This is a genomic window from Streptomyces sp. NPDC046881, from assembly GCF_040645015.1.
Lineage (GTDB): Bacteria > Actinomycetota > Actinomycetes > Streptomycetales > Streptomycetaceae > Streptomyces.
Genome location: NZ_JBEYXJ010000047.1, coordinates 32,802 through 50,498, shown reverse-complemented (window position 1 = coordinate 50,498; position 17,697 = coordinate 32,802). Strand labels below are relative to the sequence as shown.

Below are 17,697 nucleotides of genomic sequence, written 5' to 3'. Positions count from 1 at the left end.
CGGGCCTCAGCTCGGCCGGGCCGGCGACGTCCGGTCGGGGCAGGGCAGTACGCCGGACATGACGGGCCACATCCGGGCGATCCCCAGCAGTGTCTCGGGACTGCCGTGCGTCACACCGGGCAGCGGGTGCGGGTCGGACGGCGGCACGCCGGCGAGGACGGCCCGCCGGGCCTCGTCCACGGCACCGGCGAGCGCCGCGGACGCCAGCCGGTCCTCCGGCACCCCGGCCCGCCGGGCGTGCCGGAGCGCCCTGTCGTAGGAGTCCGGCCGCACGTACTGCTGGAGGGTCAGCAGGGCGTCGTACGTCTCGATGGTCTGCCGGTGCGCCTGCAACGCCAGCGGGTGGCGCGGTTGGAGCAGCTCCAGCAGCCGGGTCCGCCGGGGACCGGCCAGGGCCACATGGGGCACCGCCGTCACCAGGTCGCGCCACAGCGGCCACAGCCGCCAGATGGTCCGCAGCGCTCCGGCCGACCGGGCGAGGGCGCTCGCGGTGGGGGCCAGCAGCGACGCCGCCCGCAGGAGGCCGTGCGCGCCCATGATCACGGACAGGTAGGGCAGCAGCGGCGGGGCGGGGACGTAGAGATGGAACAGGTAACCCGACCAGAAGACGAGCGCGAGCACGCTGCCCGCCGCGAACAGCCGCAGTGACCAGACGAGGTCCCGCTCCGTCGTGCGCAGGCTGTACGCCCAGCAGACCACGACGGCGACGGCGTCACCGGCGAGGTGGGAGCCGATGAGGATCAGCCAGTAGGCGGAGGACGCGGACGCGGGCCGCTGCGCGGACGCCGTGCCTCCGCCCGCCTGGTCCACCTGGAGCAGATCCAGGACGGGCAGCGCGACCAGGGCCGCCGTCATCCCGACCGCCACGTACCGGCGCAGGCGCGGGGTGCGGCTGGAGTCGACCACGAAGAGCAGGACCAGTCCCGCGCTCAGGACGCCGATCAGGTTGCGGGCCAGCGACACCGTGTGGACGTCGATCCCGGCGGACGCGAGCCGGCCGACGACCCGGGGCTGGAAGAGGGTGATGGCGGTGGTCGCGGCCAGCACCGTGAGCCAGAGCCCTCGCAGGTGGGGCTGGCGCAGCGCGGACCGGGCCCGCCAGACCAGGGCGAACCACAGGGCGAGGACGCTGGCCAGTCCGACGTGCGCCGCCAGTTCACTCACCGGCGTCCGCCGTCACCCCGAGGAACGCGCCGAGCCGGCCCAGGGGTCCGGCCACCCGGCCGGTCGTCCCGGCGCTCTGGATCAGGGTGGCGATCATCTCGGCTTCTTGTTCCTCGGTGTTCGTGTAGCTCGTCCTGGCCATCAGCCGTGCGACGAGGTGGGGCTGGAGGCCGGCCAGCAGGTCACCGGCCGGCTGCTCGCCGTCCTCCAGGAGGCTGCGGTGGTGGTCGCACAGCACATGACCGATCTCGTGGAGGATGATGTGCTCGCGGTGCAGCGGGGCGGTCCGGGCCTCGTAGAAGACGTAGTCGGCGTTGGCGGTGCCCAGCCACAGGCCGCAGGCCCCGGTGGCCGCGGCCTCCTCGGGCAGCTCCCTCAGCACGAGCGGACGGCCTCTGAGTTCCTCCACCCGCTCCCGGACGGCGTCCAGGGACAGCGACCGCTGCACCCCGAGATCACGCAGAATCGCGGTGCATCGGCGCCGTAGCGCGGCGTACTCGCCCGTTCTCCTCACCTGCTGTGTCACCCCGTTCGGGCGAGAAAGCACTTCCCGCTCCAGCGGACAAGCCGTGGGTCACACCTAAGCAGGTCGCCCGCCCCCTTGCACACGCCTGCCCGGTCTTTCGGTCGCCCTTTGGCGAAAAACGTCCTCCCGCGGGCGGGCCGGTGAACCGGCGGCGGACGCCCGGGATCACGCGTCGAAACCGACGTCCCGGCTGACCGGCTCCCAGGCCAGCAGTTCGGCCCGGACACCGTCCAGGTGGTCCTTGAGCGCGTCCACGGAATCGCCGCCCAGTGGCAGGCGCAGCGGTGTCCTGTCGCTGTCGAGGGCGCCGAGAATGGCCGCGGCGGCCTTGGCGGGATCGCCGGGCTGCGCGCCGTGGGCGTCGCCGATGCCGGCGCGGGTGCGGCCGGCGGTCGCCTCGTACGCCGGGAGGGGCGCCGACTCGTGCAGGGCGTCGCCGAAGAAACGGGTACGGAAGGCGCCGGGTTCGACGATGAGCACCTTGATGCCCAGCGGGGCCACTTCCTGGGCGAGCGCTTCGGACAACCCCTCCAGGGCGAACTTGGTCGCCGAGTAGGCGCCGAACCCGGCGACGGACAACTGCCCGCCGTAGCTGCTCATCTGCACGATGGCACCCGAGTTCCGCCCGCGCATGTGCGGCAGCACGGCGCGGACCAGCGCGGCGGGGCCGAAGAAGTGCACGTCCATCAGGTCCCGCAGCTCGCGGTCGGTGGTCTCCTCGACCGCGCCCACCTGGCCGCGGCCCGCGTTGTTGACCAGGACGTCGATCCGTCCGAACCGGAGGACGGCCTCGGCCACCACCTCGGCGATACGGCCGTGGTCCGTGACGTCCAGCTGGACCGCCACCGCGCGGTCCGGGTGGGCGGCGATCAGGCCGTCGAGCGTCTCCGTCCGGCGGGCGGTGGCGATGACGGTGTCTCCCGCCGCCAGTGCCGCCTCCGCGATGGCCTGGCCGAAGCCGGACGACGCACCGGTGGTCACTGCATCCTCCAAGTCGGGCTGTTCGCCTCCCAGTTGTGTCAGCCGCCGGGGCATCTGTCCAAGACAGAAGATCACTTGCTCGATAAAGACGATTTATGATCGCAGGGTGGAGTTACGTCAGCTGCGCTATCTCGTGGCGATCGTGGACGAGGGGAACCTGAGGCGGGCGGCCGCGGCGCTCTACGTGACCCAGCCCTCCCTCTCGTACGCCCTGAAGTCCCTGGAGTCCGAGCTCGGCGTGCGGCTCTTCGACCGGCACGCCGGCGGGGTGACGGCCACCGCGGCCGGGCGGGACGTCGTGGCGGAGGCCCGCCGTACGCTGCGTCAGGCCGACCGCGTCCGGGTGGTCGCCGAGCGCCACCGGCCCTCGGGCGGCCGGGTGCTGCGCGTGGGCTTCGAGGCCAGTGGTGCCGGTGGGCTGACCACGCGCGCCCGCAGCGAGTTCGCGCGCCGCCGGCCCGGCGTCCGAGTCGAACCCAGACGGTTCGACTGGGGCGAGGAGGTGGCGGCACTGCGCGACGGCCGGGCGGACGTCGCCTTCATCTGGCTGCCGGCCGACCTCACCGACCTGCACACCGAGGTGATCCACTCCGAGCCCAGGGTCGTCGGCCTGCCCCGCGGGCACCGGCTGGCCGCGCACGACGGGGTGACCCTCGCCGACGTCCGGGACGAACCCCTCACCTGGACGGAGCGGGCTCCCCGCCCCTGGGTGGACTGGTGGGCGGTGAACCCGAGACCCGACGGTTCGACACCACGCTGGGGGCCGACCAACAACAACGTCGAGGAGATGCTGGAGCAGGTCGCCTCCGGGGAAGCCATCTGCTTCGCCCCGGCCGGCATGGCCCGTTACTACGCGCGTCCCGACCTCGCCTGGGTCCCGCTGCTGGGCGTCGAACCCATGCGGGTCGCGATGGCCTGGGTCCGGGGCGCGGAGACCGACCTGATCCAGGGGTTCGCGGACACCGTACGAGACCTCGTCACGGACACCGCCATTCCGCTGTGACCGCGGGGGCGTTGCCGGCCGACGGGGGCGACCGGTCGTAGGCCGATCACCGGGCCGACCGCCGGATCGATCACCGGGCCGTCCGCCGGGCTGACCGCCGGGCCGACCGGCCGACGTGGGCGGCCGGCCGACGTGGGCGGCCGGCGCGGAGCGCCTCCGCCTCCGCCCTGCGGCGCCGGCGGGCCCGTGAGCGACGTCGCGTCGGTCGACGTCCGTGCCGCCGCGAACGGGAGCAGCCGCACGGCCCGGGCACGCGGTGCCGCTCGACGCGACGGCCGGGGCTCGCGGCGCGGCCGGACGTGGCCGATCCGCGGGCGGGTCCACGGGCGGGTGCCGCCGACGTGCAGGCGACGGCCGCCCGGGCCGTCCGCGGCGCCGGCCGAGCCGTCGCAGACGGTGGGCCGCCGGGAGGCGTCCGCCGCGGGGAAACCGGGGACAGGGTCTTCCGCGGAGCGCCTACCCTTGAGGAATGACCAGCAGCAGCGACCGGAGCCCGGCAGTGGACGTTCCCACCCCCAAGAGTTACGAGATCCGCACCTACGGGTGCCAGATGAACGTCCACGACTCCGAGCGATTGGCCGGGCTGCTCGAGGAGGCCGGATACGTGCGGGCCCCCGAGGGCTCGGACGGCGACGCGGACGTCGTCGTCTTCAACACCTGCGCGGTCCGCGAGAACGCTGACAACCGCCTCTACGGCAACCTCGGCCGGCTCGCCCCGAAGAAGGCCGGCCGTCCCGGCATGCAGATCGCGGTCGGCGGCTGTCTCGCGCAGAAGGACCGCGACACCATCGTGAAGAAGGCGCCCTGGGTGGACGTCGTCTTCGGCACGCACAACATCGGCAAGCTGCCCGTGCTGCTGGAGCGCGCCCGCGTCCAGGAGGAGGCGCAGGTCGAGATCGCCGAGTCGCTGGAGGCCTTCCCCTCCACGCTGCCGACCCGGCGTGAGAGCGCGTACGCGGCCTGGGTGTCCATCTCCGTCGGCTGCAACAACACCTGCACCTTCTGCATCGTCCCGGCCCTGCGCGGCAAGGAGAAGGACCGCCGCCCCGGCGACATCCTGGCCGAGATCGAGGCCCTGGTCGGCGAGGGCGTCTCCGAGATCACCCTGCTCGGCCAGAACGTCAACGCCTACGGCTCCGACATCGGCGACCGCGAGGCCTTCAGCAAGCTGCTGCGCGCCTGCGGGAACATCGAGGGCCTGGAGCGGGTGCGCTTCACCTCCCCGCACCCCCGCGACTTCACCGACGACGTGATCACCGCCATGGCGGAGACGCCCAACGTGATGCCCCAGCTGCACATGCCGCTGCAGTCCGGCTCGGACACCGTCCTGAAGGCGATGCGCCGGTCGTACCGCCAGGAGCGTTACCTCGGGATCATCGAGAAGGTGCGGGCCGCCATCCCGCACGCCGCGATCACCACCGACATCATCGTGGGCTTCCCCGGCGAGACCGAGGAGGACTTCGAGCAGACCCTGCACGTCGTCCGCGAGGCCCGCTTCGCGCAGGCCTTCACCTTCCAGTACTCCAAGCGCCCCGGCACCCCGGCCGCCACCATGGAGAACCAGATCCCCAAGGAGGTCGTCCAGGCGCGCTACGAGCGGCTGGTCGCCCTCCAGGAGGAGATCTCCTGGGAGGAGAACAAGAAGCAGGTCGGCCGCACCCTGGAGCTGATGGTCGCCGAGGGCGAGGGCCGCAAGGACGGCGCCACCCACCGCCTCTCCGGCCGCGCCCCCGACAACCGCCTGGTCCACTTCACCAAGCCGGACCAGGAGGTGCGCCCCGGCGACGTGGTCACGGTCGAGGTGACGTACGCCGCCCCGCACCACCTCCTCGCCGAGGGCCCCGTCCTCGGCGTGCGCCGCACGCGCGCGGGCGACGCCTGGGAGAAGCGCACCGCCGAGGCGGCCGCCAAGCCGGCCGGCGTCATGCTCGGCCTGCCGAAGATCGGCGTCCCGGCCCCGCTGCCGGCGGCGGCGAGCGCCTGCGGCTGCGACTGAGCTCCTGGCGCGCCGGCGGCCACCGGCACAGCGCGTCCCCGGCCGACCGCCGGCCGGGGCGGCGCAGCTGCGGCGCTGGAAGGGGCACCACGCGTCGGTGATGTACGGCGTCGAGCGGGCCCCCGGGCCTGGGATGGCCTGCCCGCCGGCCGGGCCCCCCGGGTCCGGGACGGCCTGCCCTGCGGCCGGCGGGACGTGCCGGAGTGCGGCCCGGCCGTCCCGCTGATCGACCCGACGGACGTGCGGACCGAGGAGTGAGCCGAGGCCCGCCCGTGGCGGGTTACCCTGCCGATCATGCTTGTCGCCTCCGCCGTGTGCCCCTGCCCGCCCCTGCTCGTTCCCGAGGTCGCCGCCGGTGCCGCACCGGAACTGGACGCCGCGCGCGCGGCGTGCGCGGACGCGCTCGGCGTGCTCGCCGCCGCCCGCCCCGACCTGCTGGTGGTCGTCGGCACCGCCGAGCAGGGCCGGCGCGGTGCGTTCCCGCAGGGCAGCCCGGGCACCTTCCGTGGTTTCGGGGTCGACCTGGACGTCCGCCTGGGGCCCGCCGCCCACCCCGTCGACGAGCGCGAGCTGCCGGCCTCGCTGGCCGTCGGGGCCTGGCTGCTGGAGCGGACCGGCTGGGCCGACGCCCCGATCGAGGGACTCGGCGTCGCGGACACGCTGGAGCCGGAGCAGTGCGCCGGGACCGGGCGGGAACTGGCCGGCCGGGCAGGGCGCGTGGCCTTGCTGGTGATGGGGGACGGCAGCGCCTGCCGCACGCTGAAGGCACCGGGGTACCTGGACGAGCGGGCGGCGCCCTTCGACGCCGAGGCCGCCCGGGCGCTCGGAACGGCGGACGCGGCGGCCCTGCTCGCCCTGGACCCCGGACTGGCCCGCGAACTGAAGGCGTCCGGCCGCGCGCCCTGGCAGATCCTGGCCGGCGCGGCCGCCGACGCGCACCTCACGGGCAGCCTGCTGTACGAGGACGCGCCGTACGGCGTGGGCTACCTGGTCGCGACCTGGTCCTGAGCCCCGCAGCCCCGGCTCGCCGTACCGCCGCCGGCGCACCCGGAGGTCACGGGAGGCTCCGCGCGCACATCACGCGGGAGGGCCGCCGGCTCCTCGGGAAGCCGGCGGCGCACCCGTGCGGAGCCGGGCCGGATCTCACGAAGCCGGCGGCGGGCCCTCCGGAGGGGTCGGGCGGGTCGGGGTCGTCGGGTCGTGGGGCGCCGCTCCCGGGCCGCTCTTGTGCGCGAGGCGGTCCATCGCCTCCTTGGCCTTGCCCGTGCCCGCCTGGATCTTGTCGCTGTACTTGTGCTTGGTCCGGTCGTCGACGGCCTTCGCGGCCTTGTCGAGCCCGTGCTGGACCTTGTCCCCATGCTGCCGCGCGAGGTCCGACACCTTGTCCTTGGCCGGTCCGAGCTTGGCCTTCACGTTGTCCATCAGACCCATTGGTCCACCTTCCCTCACGGGACAGTCATCTGCGGGCGCCCTCGCCGGCCTCGCTGTCGGCGGCCTCGCCGGCGGACTGCTGCCGGGGGATCCCGGCACCCTCGGACGCGTCGTCCGTACCGGAGTCCGACTGCACGGCGCCGTTCCCGGGCCCGTCCCCGGACGCGTCCTCCGCCTCCGCCGACCCGGCCCGCGCCGTCGCCGTCGCCGCCTCCGCCGCCTCGTCCTGCTCCGCCTCGGCTCCCGCCGGCTCCGCGTCGGAGTCCGCCGCTGCGGCCGACGCCTCCGGAGCCGCCTTCGACCTGCCGAGAAGCCGTGCAATTACACCCATATCCACTCCATACGGTACTCGTGCGGGCGAATTCCCGCGTCGCCCGGTGCGTACGGTTGCGCCACCAGGGTCACCGCCTCCGGCACCCCGGCGGGCGGCACCTCGCCTCGGGCAACGACCCGGGAAGGGCGCCGTCACGTAACTCGTTCGAGACCTCGCCAGGAGGTTTGCGAGACTGGTGCGGTGAGCAGTGCACCCCCCGCCCCCCGCGTCATCGCCGTCGTCGGACCCACCGCGGCCGGAAAGTCCGATCTCGGCGTCTTCCTGGCCCAGCAACTAGGCGGCGAGGTCGTCAACGCCGACTCCATGCAGCTGTACCGAGGGATGGACATCGGTACCGCCAAGCTGACGCCCGAGGAGCGCGACGGCGTCCCGCACCACCTGCTGGACATCTGGGACGTGACGGTCACCGCCTCGGTCGCCGAGTACCAGAAGCTCGCCCGCGCGCGGATCGACGCCCTGCTCGCCGAGGGCCGCTGGCCGGTCCTGGTCGGCGGCTCCGGGCTGTACGTCCGCGGTGCCGTCGACAACCTGGAGTTCCCCGGCACCGACCCGGAGGTCCGGGCCCGGCTGGAGGAGGAGCTGGCGCTGCGCGGCTCCGGCGCGCTGCACGCCCGGCTGGCCGCCGCCGACCCCGAGGCCGCCCGCGCCATCCTGCCGAGCAACGGCCGCCGTATCGTCCGCGCCCTGGAAGTGATCGAGATCACCGGCCAGCCCTTCACCGCCAACCTGCCCGGCCACGACTCCGTCTACGACACCGTCCAGATCGGCGTCGACGTGGCCCGGCCGGAACTGGACGAGCGGATCGCGCGGCGCGTCGACCGCATGTGGGACGCGGGCCTCGTGGAGGAGGTGCGCGCACTGGAGGCGCAGGGGCTGCGCGAGGGGCGCACGGCCTCGCGCGCGCTCGGCTACCAGCAGGTCCTCGCGGCGCTCGCCGGGGAGTGCAGTGAAGCGGAAGCGCGGGCCGAGACCGTCCGTGCCACCAAGCGCTTCGCGCGCCGCCAGGATTCATGGTTCAGGCGCGATCCCCGGGTGCACTGGTTGAGTGGGGCCGCCGCGGACCGGGGGGAACTTCCGCAGCAGGCCCTGGCGTTGGTCGAACGACCGGTTACAGCCTGATCACGTCATGGCATCGGGATGCGCCGCCGGTCATCGCGGCCTCCGGCGCCGTGCCATCATCGAGCTTCGATCGACCAAGTGGAGCCTAGTTGGGAGGGCGCGTGGCGATGGAGGCCGGCCCTCGCGACACCGCACCAAGTGCCGAGCACCTCACCACTGAGGGTGACGGACCGGACCGCGACGAGCCCTGCTCCGGTGAGGACCGCCCACGGGTGAACGGTCTGCCCGACGGCGCTCCGCACGGCGACGGCCTGAACGGCGATTCCGGCCCGAACGGCGACCCCGGTCCGAGCGGCGACCACGGCCTGATCGGCGATCTCCCGACCGACGCGGAACTGGCCGAGGACCGTTTGTCGGATGATCGCCTGATGGGCGACCCGCTGCCCGGTGACACCCTGTCCGGCGCCTCGCTGTCCGACCTGACCGACCTGTCCGACCTCTCCGGGGACCGTCTCACCGACGACGGTCCCGACGACACCGCCGGCGGTGTGACCGACGACGGACCGGAGCCGGAGGAGATGTACCCGGGCGGCCCCGAGGTCGAGGTCGAGCTGCGCCCGCAGGGCCGGCTGCGCATCTGGCAGCTCGCCCCCATCGTCGGCCTCGCCGCCGTCGGCTCCCTGATGTTCGCCTTCCCGCTCGCCTTCGACTTCGGCGACAGCGGCGCGGTCATCGCCATGCTCGGCCTGCTGATCTGCTCCTGCGCGGCGGGCTGGGGCATGATGGCCGCCCGCCGGGTGGGCTACACCTGGCCCGGCCTGCCCCCGCGCGGCTCCGGCCGCCGCCCCGACTGGCGGGTCGTCCTCGGCTACGTCCTGCTGGTCGCCCTGGTGGCCGTGCTCGCGGTGTGGCGCGTGGCCCGGCTCCGCTAGGGCCTCTCTTCCGGATCTCGCCGGTGTCGGAAGAAAGACCCTGGACCCCGCCGGGACGGGCTCTGTCGCACCCACCCCGTACGATCGAGGAATGAGCACCAGGATCGCCTTCCTCAAGGGGCACGGCACCGAGAACGACTTCGTGATCGTCCCGGACCCCGAGAACGCCATCGACCTGTCCCCGGCCGCCGTCGCCGCCCTGTGCGACCGCCGGGCGGGCATCGGAGGCGACGGCGTGCTGCACGTCGTGCGGTCCGCGGCACACCCGGAGGCCCGGGAGATGGCCGCCGAAGCCGAATGGTTCATGGACTACCGCAACGGCGACGGCTCCGTCGCCGAGATGTGCGGCAACGGCGTCCGTGTGTTCGCGCGCTACCTCCAGCACGCCGGGCATGTGGCCGAAGGCGACCTCACGATCGCCACGCGCGCGGGCGTGCGGACCGTCCACCTCGCCAAGGACGGTGACGTCACCGTCGGCATGGGCCGCGCCCGCCTCCCCGAGGGAGAGGTCACGGTGACCGTCGGCGAGCGCAGCTGGCCCGCGCGCAACGTGAACATGGGCAACCCGCACGCGGTGGCCTTCGTCGCCGACCTCGCGCACGCCGGCGACCTGTACACCGCCCCGCCGGTCGGCCCGGCGTCCGCCTACCCGGACGGGGTGAACGTCGAGTTCGTCGTCGACCGCGGTCCCCGCCACGTCGCCATGCGCGTGCACGAGCGCGGCTCCGGCGAGACCCGCTCCTGCGGCACGGGCGCCTGCGCCGTCGCCGTGGCCGCCGCCCGGCGCGACGGCACCGACCCGGCCGTCACCGGCACCCCGGCGACGTACACCGTCGACCTGCCCGGCGGGCGCCTCGTCATCACCGAGCGGCCCGACGGCGAGATCGAGATGACCGGGCCCGCCGTGATCGTGGCCGAGGGCGAGATCGACGCCGACTGGCTGGCCCGCGTGCTCGGCTGAATCGAAAACTAAACCTCGATTCCATCGCTCGAATGGGTGATCCGTTTCACGCTCGGCGAGAGGCGGTCTGTCGTGCGTGGTGGGCTCGGTAGCATCAAGCACCGGCACGGACGGGGGAACGTCGCCATTCCCTGAGCCGCGTATGCCCTGGGGCTCCGTCCGCCGGTCCACGAGCCGGAGGTGCCCATGAGTGCGGAGGCCACGAACCCTGCGACCGCTGGCCCGGTAGCGCCCCCAGCGCCACAAGCGCTCACAGCGTCCGTGGCGCCGGCGGCGGCGCGCAGGAAGTCCCGGCCCCGGATCGACCTGCGCCGGCTGGGCCGGGCCGCGCTGCTCGGCCCCGCCGGCCGCGACAGGCTGCCCGACGCGATCGGCCACGTCGTGGAGGCGCACCGGGCCCACCACCCCGACGCCGACCTCGAACCCCTGCGCCGCGCCTACGTCCTGGCGGAGTCCTCGCACCGCGGACAGATGCGCAAGAGCGGCGAGCCGTACATCACGCATCCGCTCGCCGTCACCCTGATCCTGGCCGAACTCGGCGCCGAGACCACGACCTTGACGGCCTCCCTGCTGCACGACACCGTCGAGGACACCGAGGTGACGCTGGATCAGGTGCGGGAACAGTTCGGCGAGGAGGTTCGTTATCTGGTCGACGGCGTCACGAAACTGGAGAAGGTCGACTACGGAGCCGCCGCCGAGCCGGAGACCTTCCGCAAGATGCTCGTCGCCACCGGCAACGACGTGCGCGTGATGTCGATCAAACTCGCCGACCGCCTGCACAACATGCGCACCCTCGGCGTGATGCGCCCCGAGAAACAGGCGCGGATCGCCAAGGTCACCCGCGACGTCCTCATCCCGCTCGCCGAACGCCTCGGCGTGCAGGCCCTGAAGACCGAGCTGGAGGACCTGGTCTTCGCCATCCTCCACCCCGAGGAGTACGAGCACACCAGAGAACTCATCGCGGAGAACGCCGCCCGCTCCGGCGACCCCCTCGCCGAGGTCGCCGAGGAGATGCGCGGGGTGCTGCGCGAGGCCGGCATCCCCGCCGAAGTCCTCATCCGCCCCCGGCACTTCGTCTCCGTCCACCGCGTCGCCCGCAAACGCGGACAGCTGCGCGGCACCGACTTCGGCCGCCTGCTGGTGCTGGTGAACGAGGACGCGGACTGCTACGGCGTCCTCGGCGAACTGCACACCTGCATGACACCGGTGGTCTCGGAGTTCAAGGACTTCATCGCCGTACCCAAGTTCAACCTCTACCAGTCCCTGCACACCGCCGTCGCCCGCCCCGACGGCCAGGTCGTCGAAGTCCTCATCCGCACCCACCAGATGCACAAGGTCGCCGAGGCCGGTGTCGTCGCCCTCGGCAACCCGTACGCACCCGCCTCCGACACCCCCGCCTCCGACCCCGCCACTTCCGACGTCCCGGCCGACGGCGAGCGCGTCGACCCCACCCGTCCCGGCTGGCTCTCCCGCCTCCTCGACTGGCAGCAGGCCGCCCCCGACCCCGACACCTTCTGGTCCACCCTGCGCGAGGACCTCGCCCAGGACCGCGAGATCACCGTCTTCCGCCCCGACGGCGGCACCCTCGGCCTGCCCGAGGGCGCCACCTGCGTGGACGCGGCCTACGCGCAGTACGGCGAGGACGCCCACGCCTGCATCGGCGCCCGCGTCAACGGCCGGCTGGCCACCCTCAGCACAGTCCTGCGCGACGGCGACACCGTCCAGCTCCTGATGGGCCAGGACCCGGCCTCCGAACCCTCCCGGGAGTGGCTGGAGCACGCCCACACACCGGCCGCCCGCATCGCCATCCAGCGCTGGCTGGCGGCCCACCCCGGCGGCGGCACCGGCACCGCCGAGCCGGGCACCCCCGCCGACCCCGTCCACCCGGCTCCGGCCCGGTACGCGGAGGCCGCCCCGGCCGAGCCCGCAGCCGCCCCCGCCGCCTCGTCCGCGCGCCCCCCGGACGGCGCCCCGGCCCCGTACCCCCGGCGCGCCGACGTCCTCGCGGACCGGCCCGGCACCGCGGTACGCCTCGCCGGGTGCTGTACGCCCGTACCGCCCGACGAGATCACCGGGTTCGCGGTGCGCGGGGGAGTGGTGACCGTGCACCGCGCGGAGTGCGCCACGGTGGCGCACATGAAGAGCAAGGGGCGCGCAGAGATCGGTGTGCGCTGGGGGGACACCACCGCATGCCGGGTCACCCTGGTCGCTGAATCGTTCGGCCGTCCCCACCTCCTCGCCGACCTCACCGAGGCGATCGCCCTCCAGGGCGCCGAGATCGTCTCCGCCACCGTCGAACCGCCCAGCCAGCAGCGGGTCCGTCACACCTACACCCTCCAGCTCCCCGACGCGGCCCACCTCCCGGTCCTGATGCGCGCCATGCGGGACGTACCCGGGGTGTACGACGTGAGCCGCGCCCAGCACCAGGCACCGGCCTCCTGACGACGGCGCCCGGCCTACCCGTTCGGGTGGGCCGGGCGCGCGTCGCCGCCACCGGGCGGGCACGCACTGGTAGCGGTGGTCCATGCTGCTCACCCCCCGCCCCCGGACCCAGCCTCCGCTCTCCCGGCGCCGGAGTCCGCGCACGCTCTCCCGGCACCGCAAGGCGGCCCTGCTCGCCTCCGCCGTCTCCGTCTGCCTCGTCGCCGCCGCGGCCCCGGCCGAGCCGGTCGGCGTCGGCGACCGGCTCTACCCGTACCTGGGCAACCCCGGCTACGACGTCGCCTCGTACGACATCTCCCTCACCTACCCCGGCAGCAACGACAAGCCGCTGCAGGCCGTCACCACCATCGACGCCTGGACCACCGACCACCTGGAGCGGTTCAACCTCGACTTCGCGCACGGCACCGTCCGGTCGGTCGAGGTCGACGGACGTCCCGCGCGCTTCACCAGCGCCGGCGACGACCTGGTCGTCACCCCCGAGCACCCCCTGAGCGAGCGCAGCTGGACCCGGATCACCGTGCGGCACACCAGCGACCCCGTCTACGGCGAGGACCAGCAGGGCGGCTGGGTGCGCACCTCCGACGGCCTCGCCATGGCGAACCAGGCCGACGCCGCCCACCTGGTGTTCCCGTGCAACGACCACCCGTCCGACAAGGCGATGTTCACCTTCCGGATCACCGCGCCGAACGGCTACACGGCCGTGGCCAACGGCCTGCCCGCCGGTGCCGACCGGGTCGGCCGCACCACCACCTGGACCTACCGCACCCAGCACCCCATGGCCACAGAACTCACCCAGGTGTCCATCGGCCGCTCCGCCGTGGTGCACCGCCAGGGCCCGCACGGGCTGCCCCTGCGCGACGTCGTGCCCGCCGGCGACCGCCAGGCCCTCGAACCGTGGCTCGCGAAGACACCCGACCAGATCGCCTGGATGGAGGGCAAGCTCGGCCACTACCCCTTCGAGACCTACGGCGTGCTCATGGCAGAAGCCGACACCGGCTTCGAACTGGAGACCCAGACCCTCTCCCTCTTCGAGAAAAGCCTGTTCACCGAGCCCGCCTACCCGAAGTGGTACATCGAGTCGGTCATGGTGCACGAGCTGTCCCACCAGTGGTTCGGGGACAGCGTCAGCCCCCGCAGCTGGTCCGACGTCTGGCTGAACGAGGGCCACGCCACCTGGTACGAGGAGCTGTACGCCGAGGAAACGGCGCACCGGCCCATGGAGGAGCGGATGAAGGCCGCCTACGGCGCCTCGGACCGCTGGCGCGAGGCCGGCGGCCCGCCCGCCCGGCCCAAGCCGCCCGTGCCCGGCCAGAAGATCAGCATCTTCCGGCCCAACATCTACGACGGCGCCGCCCTCGCGCTCTACGCCCTGCGGCAGGAGATCGGCCGGCCCGCCTTCGAGCGGCTGGAGCGGATCTGGGTCCAGGAACACCGCGACTCCACCGCCACCACCGGCGACTTCGTCCGACTGGCCTCGGCCGTCGCCGGCCGCGATCTCAGAGGGTTCCTCACGCCCTGGCTGTACGGCGAGAAGACCCCGCCGATGCCCGGCCACCCGGACTGGAAGCAGCTTCCCCCACCCAAGGCCGCCCCGCCCCGCACCCGGCGATAACCCGGTGACGAGACGGGCCGTACCGTGCGACCATCTAGAGGTCGGCACGCGCACGGGACACGGGAATCTCCCGGGGTACTCATACGTTGAACACCACGAGCGGCCCGGGCGACCGACCGCCGTACCGACGCCATAACGGCAGTCCCATCGACGTATCTCATCGACGTAAGGATCCAATGACCTCCTCTTCTTCCCCTTCCCAGGACACCAAGCGCCTCGCGCACACCTATCCCGAGGGTCTTCGGGCCGATGCCCTGATGGAAGAGGACGTCGCCTGGAGCTACGAGATCGACGGCGAGCGGGACGGCGACCAGTTCGACCGCTCCGAGCGCGCGGCCCTGCGCCGCGTGGTGGGCCTCTCCACCGAGCTGGAGGACGTCACCGAGGTCGAGTACCGCCAGCTCCGCCTGGAGCGGGTCGTGCTCGTCGGCGTGTGGACCACCGGCACCGCGCAGGACGCCGACAACTCCCTCGCGGAGCTGGCCGCCCTCGCGGAGACCGCGGGCGCGGTCGTGCTCGACGGCGTGATCCAGCGCCGCGACAAGCCCGACGCGGCCACCTACATCGGCTCCGGCAAGGCCGCGGAGCTGCGCGACATCGTCCTCGAAACGGGCGCGGACACCGTCATCTGCGACGGTGAGCTGAGCCCCGGCCAGCTGATCCAGCTGGAGGACGTCGTCAAGGTCAAGGTCATCGACCGTACTGCCCTGATCCTTGACATCTTCGCCCAGCACGCCAAGTCCCGCGAGGGCAAGGCGCAGGTCGCGCTCGCGCAGATGCAGTACATGCTGCCGCGGCTGCGCGGCTGGGGTCAGTCGCTGTCCCGGCAGATGGGTGGCGGTCGCGGCGGCCTCGCCACGCGTGGCCCCGGTGAGACCAAGATCGAGACGGACCGGCGCCGGATCCGCGAGAAGATGGCGAAGATGCGCCGGGAGATCGCGGACATGAAGACCGGCCGCGAGATCAAGCGCCAGGAGCGCCGGCGCAACAAGGTGCCGTCCGTCGCCATCGCGGGCTACACCAACGCCGGCAAGTCCTCCCTGCTCAACCGCCTCACGGGCGCCGGCGTCCTGGTCGAGAACGCCCTGTTCGCGACCCTGGACCCGACCGTCCGCCGGGCGGAGACCCCGAGCGGCCGGCTGTACACGCTGGCGGACACCGTCGGCTTCGTCCGGCACCTGCCGCACCACCTGGTCGAGGCGTTCCGCTCCACCATGGAGGAGGTCGGCGACTCCGACCTGATCCTGCACGTGGTGGACGGCTCGCACCCCAACCCGGAGGAGCAGCTCGCCGCCGTGCGCGAGGTGATCCGGGACGTCGGCGCCACCGCCGTGCCCGAGATCGTCGTGATCAACAAGGCGGACGCGGCCGACCCGCTGGTCCTCCAGCGGCTGCTGCGGGTCGAGAAGCGCTCGATCGCCGTCTCGGCACGCACCGGCCGGGGCCTGGAGGAGCTGCTCGCCCTGATCGACAACGAGCTGCCCCGCCCCTCGGTCGAGATCGAGGCACTCGTGCCCTACACCCATGGCAAGCTCGTCGCCCGCGCCCACACCGAGGGCGAGGTGATCTCCGAGGAGCACACCGCGGACGGCACCCTGCTCAAGGTCCGGGTGCACGAGGAGCTGGCGGCAGACCTGGCGCCGTACGTCCCGGTCTCCGCGGCCTGAGCCGCCCGCGCACGAAGGCCCGCCACCCCACCGGGGTGACGGGCCTCCGTCATGCTCGCCGCGTCAGGCGGACCGCCTCACCGTCGGCTCACCGCCCGGCGAACTGCTTGCTCACCGACTCGTAGACGCCCTTGGCCACCTCACCCAGCCGGGGACCGGCCAGCCAGCCCGCGCTCACCGGGCCGATGGACGTGTTGGACACCAGCGCGGGCTTGCCGTCCGCGCCCGTCTCCACCCAGCCGCCGCCGGAGGAACCACCGGTCATCGTGCAGCCGATCCGGTACATCGTCGGGTCGGACTGCTCGATGGACAGCCGGCCCGGCTTGTCCTGGCACTGGTACATCAGCTGACCGTCGTACGGCGCCGCCGCCGGGTACCCGGACGCCGTGATGCTCTTGACCTGCGCCACGGCCGGAGCGTCGAAGTCCACCGGCAGCGCCCCGCCGACGGTCTCCTCCAGCGACTTGCCGCCGCCGCCCTGCTCCGGCGTCACATGGATGACGGCGAAGTCGTACGAGGCACCGTTGCCGCCCGTCTGACCGCCCTCGCTGATCCACTGCTGCGAGGTCTTCGCCGCGTCGGCCCACCACACGCCGTACGGGGCGACCTCGGACCGGCTGGCGTTCTGCAGCGCGGCCGCAGACTTGCCCTGGTTGTTGTACGACGGCACGAAGGCGATGTTCCGGTACCAGCCGCCCTTCTTGCCGGCGTGCACACAGTGCCCCGCCGTCCACACGAGGTTGGACTTGCCCGGGTGCGCCGGGTCCGTCACGACCGTCGCCGAACAGACCATGGTGCCGTCGGGGGCGTCGAAGAGCAGCTTGCCCGAGGTGGCCGCACTGCTGTGGTACGGCGGCGCCACCGCCCGCGCCTTCACCGGCTGCGGCGTCGGGTCCGTCACGCCCTGGTCACCGGAGATGTCGTTGTCGTCGACACCCTGGTCCGGGTCGTCGGCGTGACGCATCCGGTCCGGGTCCCACAGGCCCTCGATGATCGGGTTGATGAAGTCGTTGGCCTCGCGCAGCCAGTCCTGCCTGTTCCAGTTCTTCCAGGCGCCGTTCTTCCACTTGTCGACGTCGAACCCGTGATCCTTGAGCCTCTTCTTGAGGTCGTCCGGGATCGTGATCTTTCCGTCTCCGTTGCCGGCCGCGGTCGCGGTGGAGGTCGGCTTGCCGTCGGCGTTGTCGTCACCGTCGCCGTTGCAGGCGGTGGCGGTCAGCGCCAGCGCCGACACGAGGGCGACCGCCGTCAGCGAGGTGGAGGTGCGGCGGCCGCCCCTCTCCCGCCGAGCGGTGAACGACGGCCGTATGGATCGCATGTTCTTGACTCCCCTTGCTGTGAAAGGAACTCGGCGCTTCGGCCCCGACACCGGCGGCGAACTCATGGAAGGTTCATGCCGGTCTCACGACCTTCTGGGAACGGCAACACACACTATGCCGTCGCCGTGGGGGAGTTCCGACGGGAGGGCAACGGTTCCGTCACAGGGCGCCTGAACCGGGCCTGGCGCGCGGGCGGCCGTGCGGTGGCCCTGCCGGCGCCCGGGGCGGGGGTGTCGGGGCCCGCCGGGCAACTCAGGTGCAGGCGCACAC

At 73.1% G+C, this 17,697-nt stretch carries 15 protein-coding genes; 9 read left to right on the top strand and 6 right to left on the bottom strand.

All coding sequences use genetic code 11. The features are described 5' to 3' along the window. Positions 1 to 6: 6 nt before the first annotated feature. From ABZ923_RS22525 to ABZ923_RS22515, 3 genes are all read right to left on the bottom strand, one after another. The gene (locus ABZ923_RS22525) at positions 7 to 1,164 is read right to left on the bottom strand and encodes an MAB_1171c family putative transporter (RefSeq protein WP_361474656.1); all 1,158 of its coding nucleotides are present in this window, start codon (positions 1,162 to 1,164) and stop codon (positions 7 to 9) included. After that, the gene (locus ABZ923_RS22520) at positions 1,157 to 1,612 is read right to left on the bottom strand and encodes a regulator component (RefSeq protein WP_361474653.1); all 456 of its coding nucleotides are present in this window, start codon (positions 1,610 to 1,612) and stop codon (positions 1,157 to 1,159) included. Before ABZ923_RS22520 ends, ABZ923_RS22525 begins: the two co-directional genes overlap by 8 nt. A gap of 243 nt (positions 1,613 to 1,855) precedes the next feature. After that, positions 1,856 to 2,725: an oxidoreductase gene (locus ABZ923_RS22515; RefSeq protein ID WP_361474650.1), complete on the bottom strand. Its 870-nt coding sequence runs from the start codon at positions 2,723 to 2,725 to the stop codon at positions 1,856 to 1,858. Between the two features lie 52 nt (positions 2,726 to 2,777). On the opposite strand from ABZ923_RS22515, the gene ABZ923_RS22510 reads away from it, so the two are divergent. The 3 genes from ABZ923_RS22510 (at position 2,778) to ABZ923_RS22500 (ending at position 6,678) form a co-directional block, all read left to right on the top strand. After that, positions 2,778 to 3,674 carry a LysR family transcriptional regulator gene (locus tag ABZ923_RS22510; protein WP_361474647.1) on the top strand — a complete coding sequence of 299 codons (897 nt, stop codon included), beginning with the start codon at positions 2,778 to 2,780 and terminating at the stop codon, positions 3,672 to 3,674. Between the two features lie 469 nt (positions 3,675 to 4,143). Beyond that, positions 4,144 to 5,670, top strand: coding sequence for a tRNA (N6-isopentenyl adenosine(37)-C2)-methylthiotransferase MiaB (gene miaB, locus ABZ923_RS22505; protein WP_361474644.1), 1,527 nt, complete (start codon positions 4,144 to 4,146; stop codon positions 5,668 to 5,670). Between the two features lie 294 nt (positions 5,671 to 5,964). After that, complete coding sequence (locus tag ABZ923_RS22500; RefSeq protein WP_361474641.1) at positions 5,965 to 6,678, top strand: class III extradiol dioxygenase subunit B-like domain-containing protein; 714 nt, start codon at positions 5,965 to 5,967, stop codon at positions 6,676 to 6,678. 135 nt (positions 6,679 to 6,813) lie between these two features. On the opposite strand, the gene ABZ923_RS22495 is transcribed toward ABZ923_RS22500, so the two are convergent. Beyond that, entirely contained in the window at positions 6,814 to 7,101 is a 288-nt protein-coding gene (locus ABZ923_RS22495; RefSeq protein ID WP_361474638.1) for an antitoxin, read from the bottom strand. 25 nt (positions 7,102 to 7,126) lie between these two features. Next, positions 7,127 to 7,432: a hypothetical protein gene (locus ABZ923_RS22490; RefSeq protein ID WP_361474636.1), complete on the bottom strand. Its 306-nt coding sequence runs from the start codon at positions 7,430 to 7,432 to the stop codon at positions 7,127 to 7,129. Positions 7,433 to 7,615: 183 nt separating this feature from the next. Here ABZ923_RS22490 and miaA point away from each other — a divergent pair, with 183 nt between their 5' ends. The 6 genes from miaA (at position 7,616) to hflX (ending at position 16,108) form a co-directional block, all read left to right on the top strand. Beyond that, positions 7,616 to 8,554 (top strand): tRNA (adenosine(37)-N6)-dimethylallyltransferase MiaA, encoded by a 939-nt coding sequence (gene miaA, locus ABZ923_RS22485; protein ID WP_361474633.1) that lies wholly within the window; start codon positions 7,616 to 7,618, stop codon positions 8,552 to 8,554. Positions 8,555 to 8,922: 368 nt separating this feature from the next. Next, entirely contained in the window at positions 8,923 to 9,426 is a 504-nt protein-coding gene (locus ABZ923_RS22480) for a hypothetical protein (RefSeq protein ID WP_361474683.1), read from the top strand. 91 nt (positions 9,427 to 9,517) lie between these two features. Next, positions 9,518 to 10,387, top strand: a complete 870-nt coding sequence (dapF, locus tag ABZ923_RS22475; RefSeq protein ID WP_361474631.1) for a diaminopimelate epimerase — start codon at positions 9,518 to 9,520, stop codon at positions 10,385 to 10,387. A 186-nt stretch (positions 10,388 to 10,573) separates the two neighbouring features. Continuing rightward, complete coding sequence (locus ABZ923_RS22470) at positions 10,574 to 12,829, top strand: HD domain-containing protein (protein WP_361474628.1); 2,256 nt, start codon at positions 10,574 to 10,576, stop codon at positions 12,827 to 12,829. An 82-nt stretch (positions 12,830 to 12,911) separates the two neighbouring features. Next, positions 12,912 to 14,441 (top strand): M1 family metallopeptidase, encoded by a 1,530-nt coding sequence (locus ABZ923_RS22465; RefSeq protein ID WP_361474625.1) that lies wholly within the window; start codon positions 12,912 to 12,914, stop codon positions 14,439 to 14,441. Between the two features lie 176 nt (positions 14,442 to 14,617). Then, positions 14,618 to 16,108, top strand: coding sequence for a GTPase HflX (gene hflX, locus ABZ923_RS22460; protein WP_361474622.1), 1,491 nt, complete (start codon positions 14,618 to 14,620; stop codon positions 16,106 to 16,108). 88 nt (positions 16,109 to 16,196) lie between these two features. Here hflX and ABZ923_RS22455 read toward each other — a convergent pair whose 3' ends face one another. Further along, positions 16,197 to 17,426 (bottom strand): hypothetical protein, encoded by a 1,230-nt coding sequence (locus ABZ923_RS22455; RefSeq protein ID WP_361474619.1) that lies wholly within the window; start codon positions 17,424 to 17,426, stop codon positions 16,197 to 16,199. Positions 17,427 to 17,697 lie beyond the last annotated feature (271 nt).

Bases quoted from the DNA above. Each gene is read 5' to 3' on its own strand.
- ABZ923_RS22515 (WP_361474650.1), bottom strand. From the start codon at position 2,725: ATGCCCCGGCGGCTGACACAACTGGGAGGCGAACAGCCCGACTTGGAG.
- miaB (WP_361474644.1), top strand. From the start codon at position 4,144: ATGACCAGCAGCAGCGACCGGAGCCCGGCAGTGGACGTTCCCACCCCC.
- ABZ923_RS22500 (WP_361474641.1), top strand. From the start codon at position 5,965: ATGCTTGTCGCCTCCGCCGTGTGCCCCTGCCCGCCCCTGCTCGTTCCC.
- ABZ923_RS22495 (WP_361474638.1), bottom strand. From the start codon at position 7,101: ATGGGTCTGATGGACAACGTGAAGGCCAAGCTCGGACCGGCCAAGGAC.
- ABZ923_RS22490 (WP_361474636.1), bottom strand. From the start codon at position 7,432: ATGGGTGTAATTGCACGGCTTCTCGGCAGGTCGAAGGCGGCTCCGGAG.
- ABZ923_RS22480 (WP_361474683.1), top strand. From the start codon at position 8,923: ATGGGCGACCCGCTGCCCGGTGACACCCTGTCCGGCGCCTCGCTGTCC.
- dapF (WP_361474631.1), top strand. From the start codon at position 9,518: ATGAGCACCAGGATCGCCTTCCTCAAGGGGCACGGCACCGAGAACGAC.
- ABZ923_RS22470 (WP_361474628.1), top strand. From the start codon at position 10,574: ATGAGTGCGGAGGCCACGAACCCTGCGACCGCTGGCCCGGTAGCGCCC.
- ABZ923_RS22465 (WP_361474625.1), top strand. From the start codon at position 12,912: ATGCTGCTCACCCCCCGCCCCCGGACCCAGCCTCCGCTCTCCCGGCGC.
- hflX (WP_361474622.1), top strand. From the start codon at position 14,618: ATGACCTCCTCTTCTTCCCCTTCCCAGGACACCAAGCGCCTCGCGCAC.
- ABZ923_RS22455 (WP_361474619.1), bottom strand. From the start codon at position 17,426: ATGCGATCCATACGGCCGTCGTTCACCGCTCGGCGGGAGAGGGGCGGC.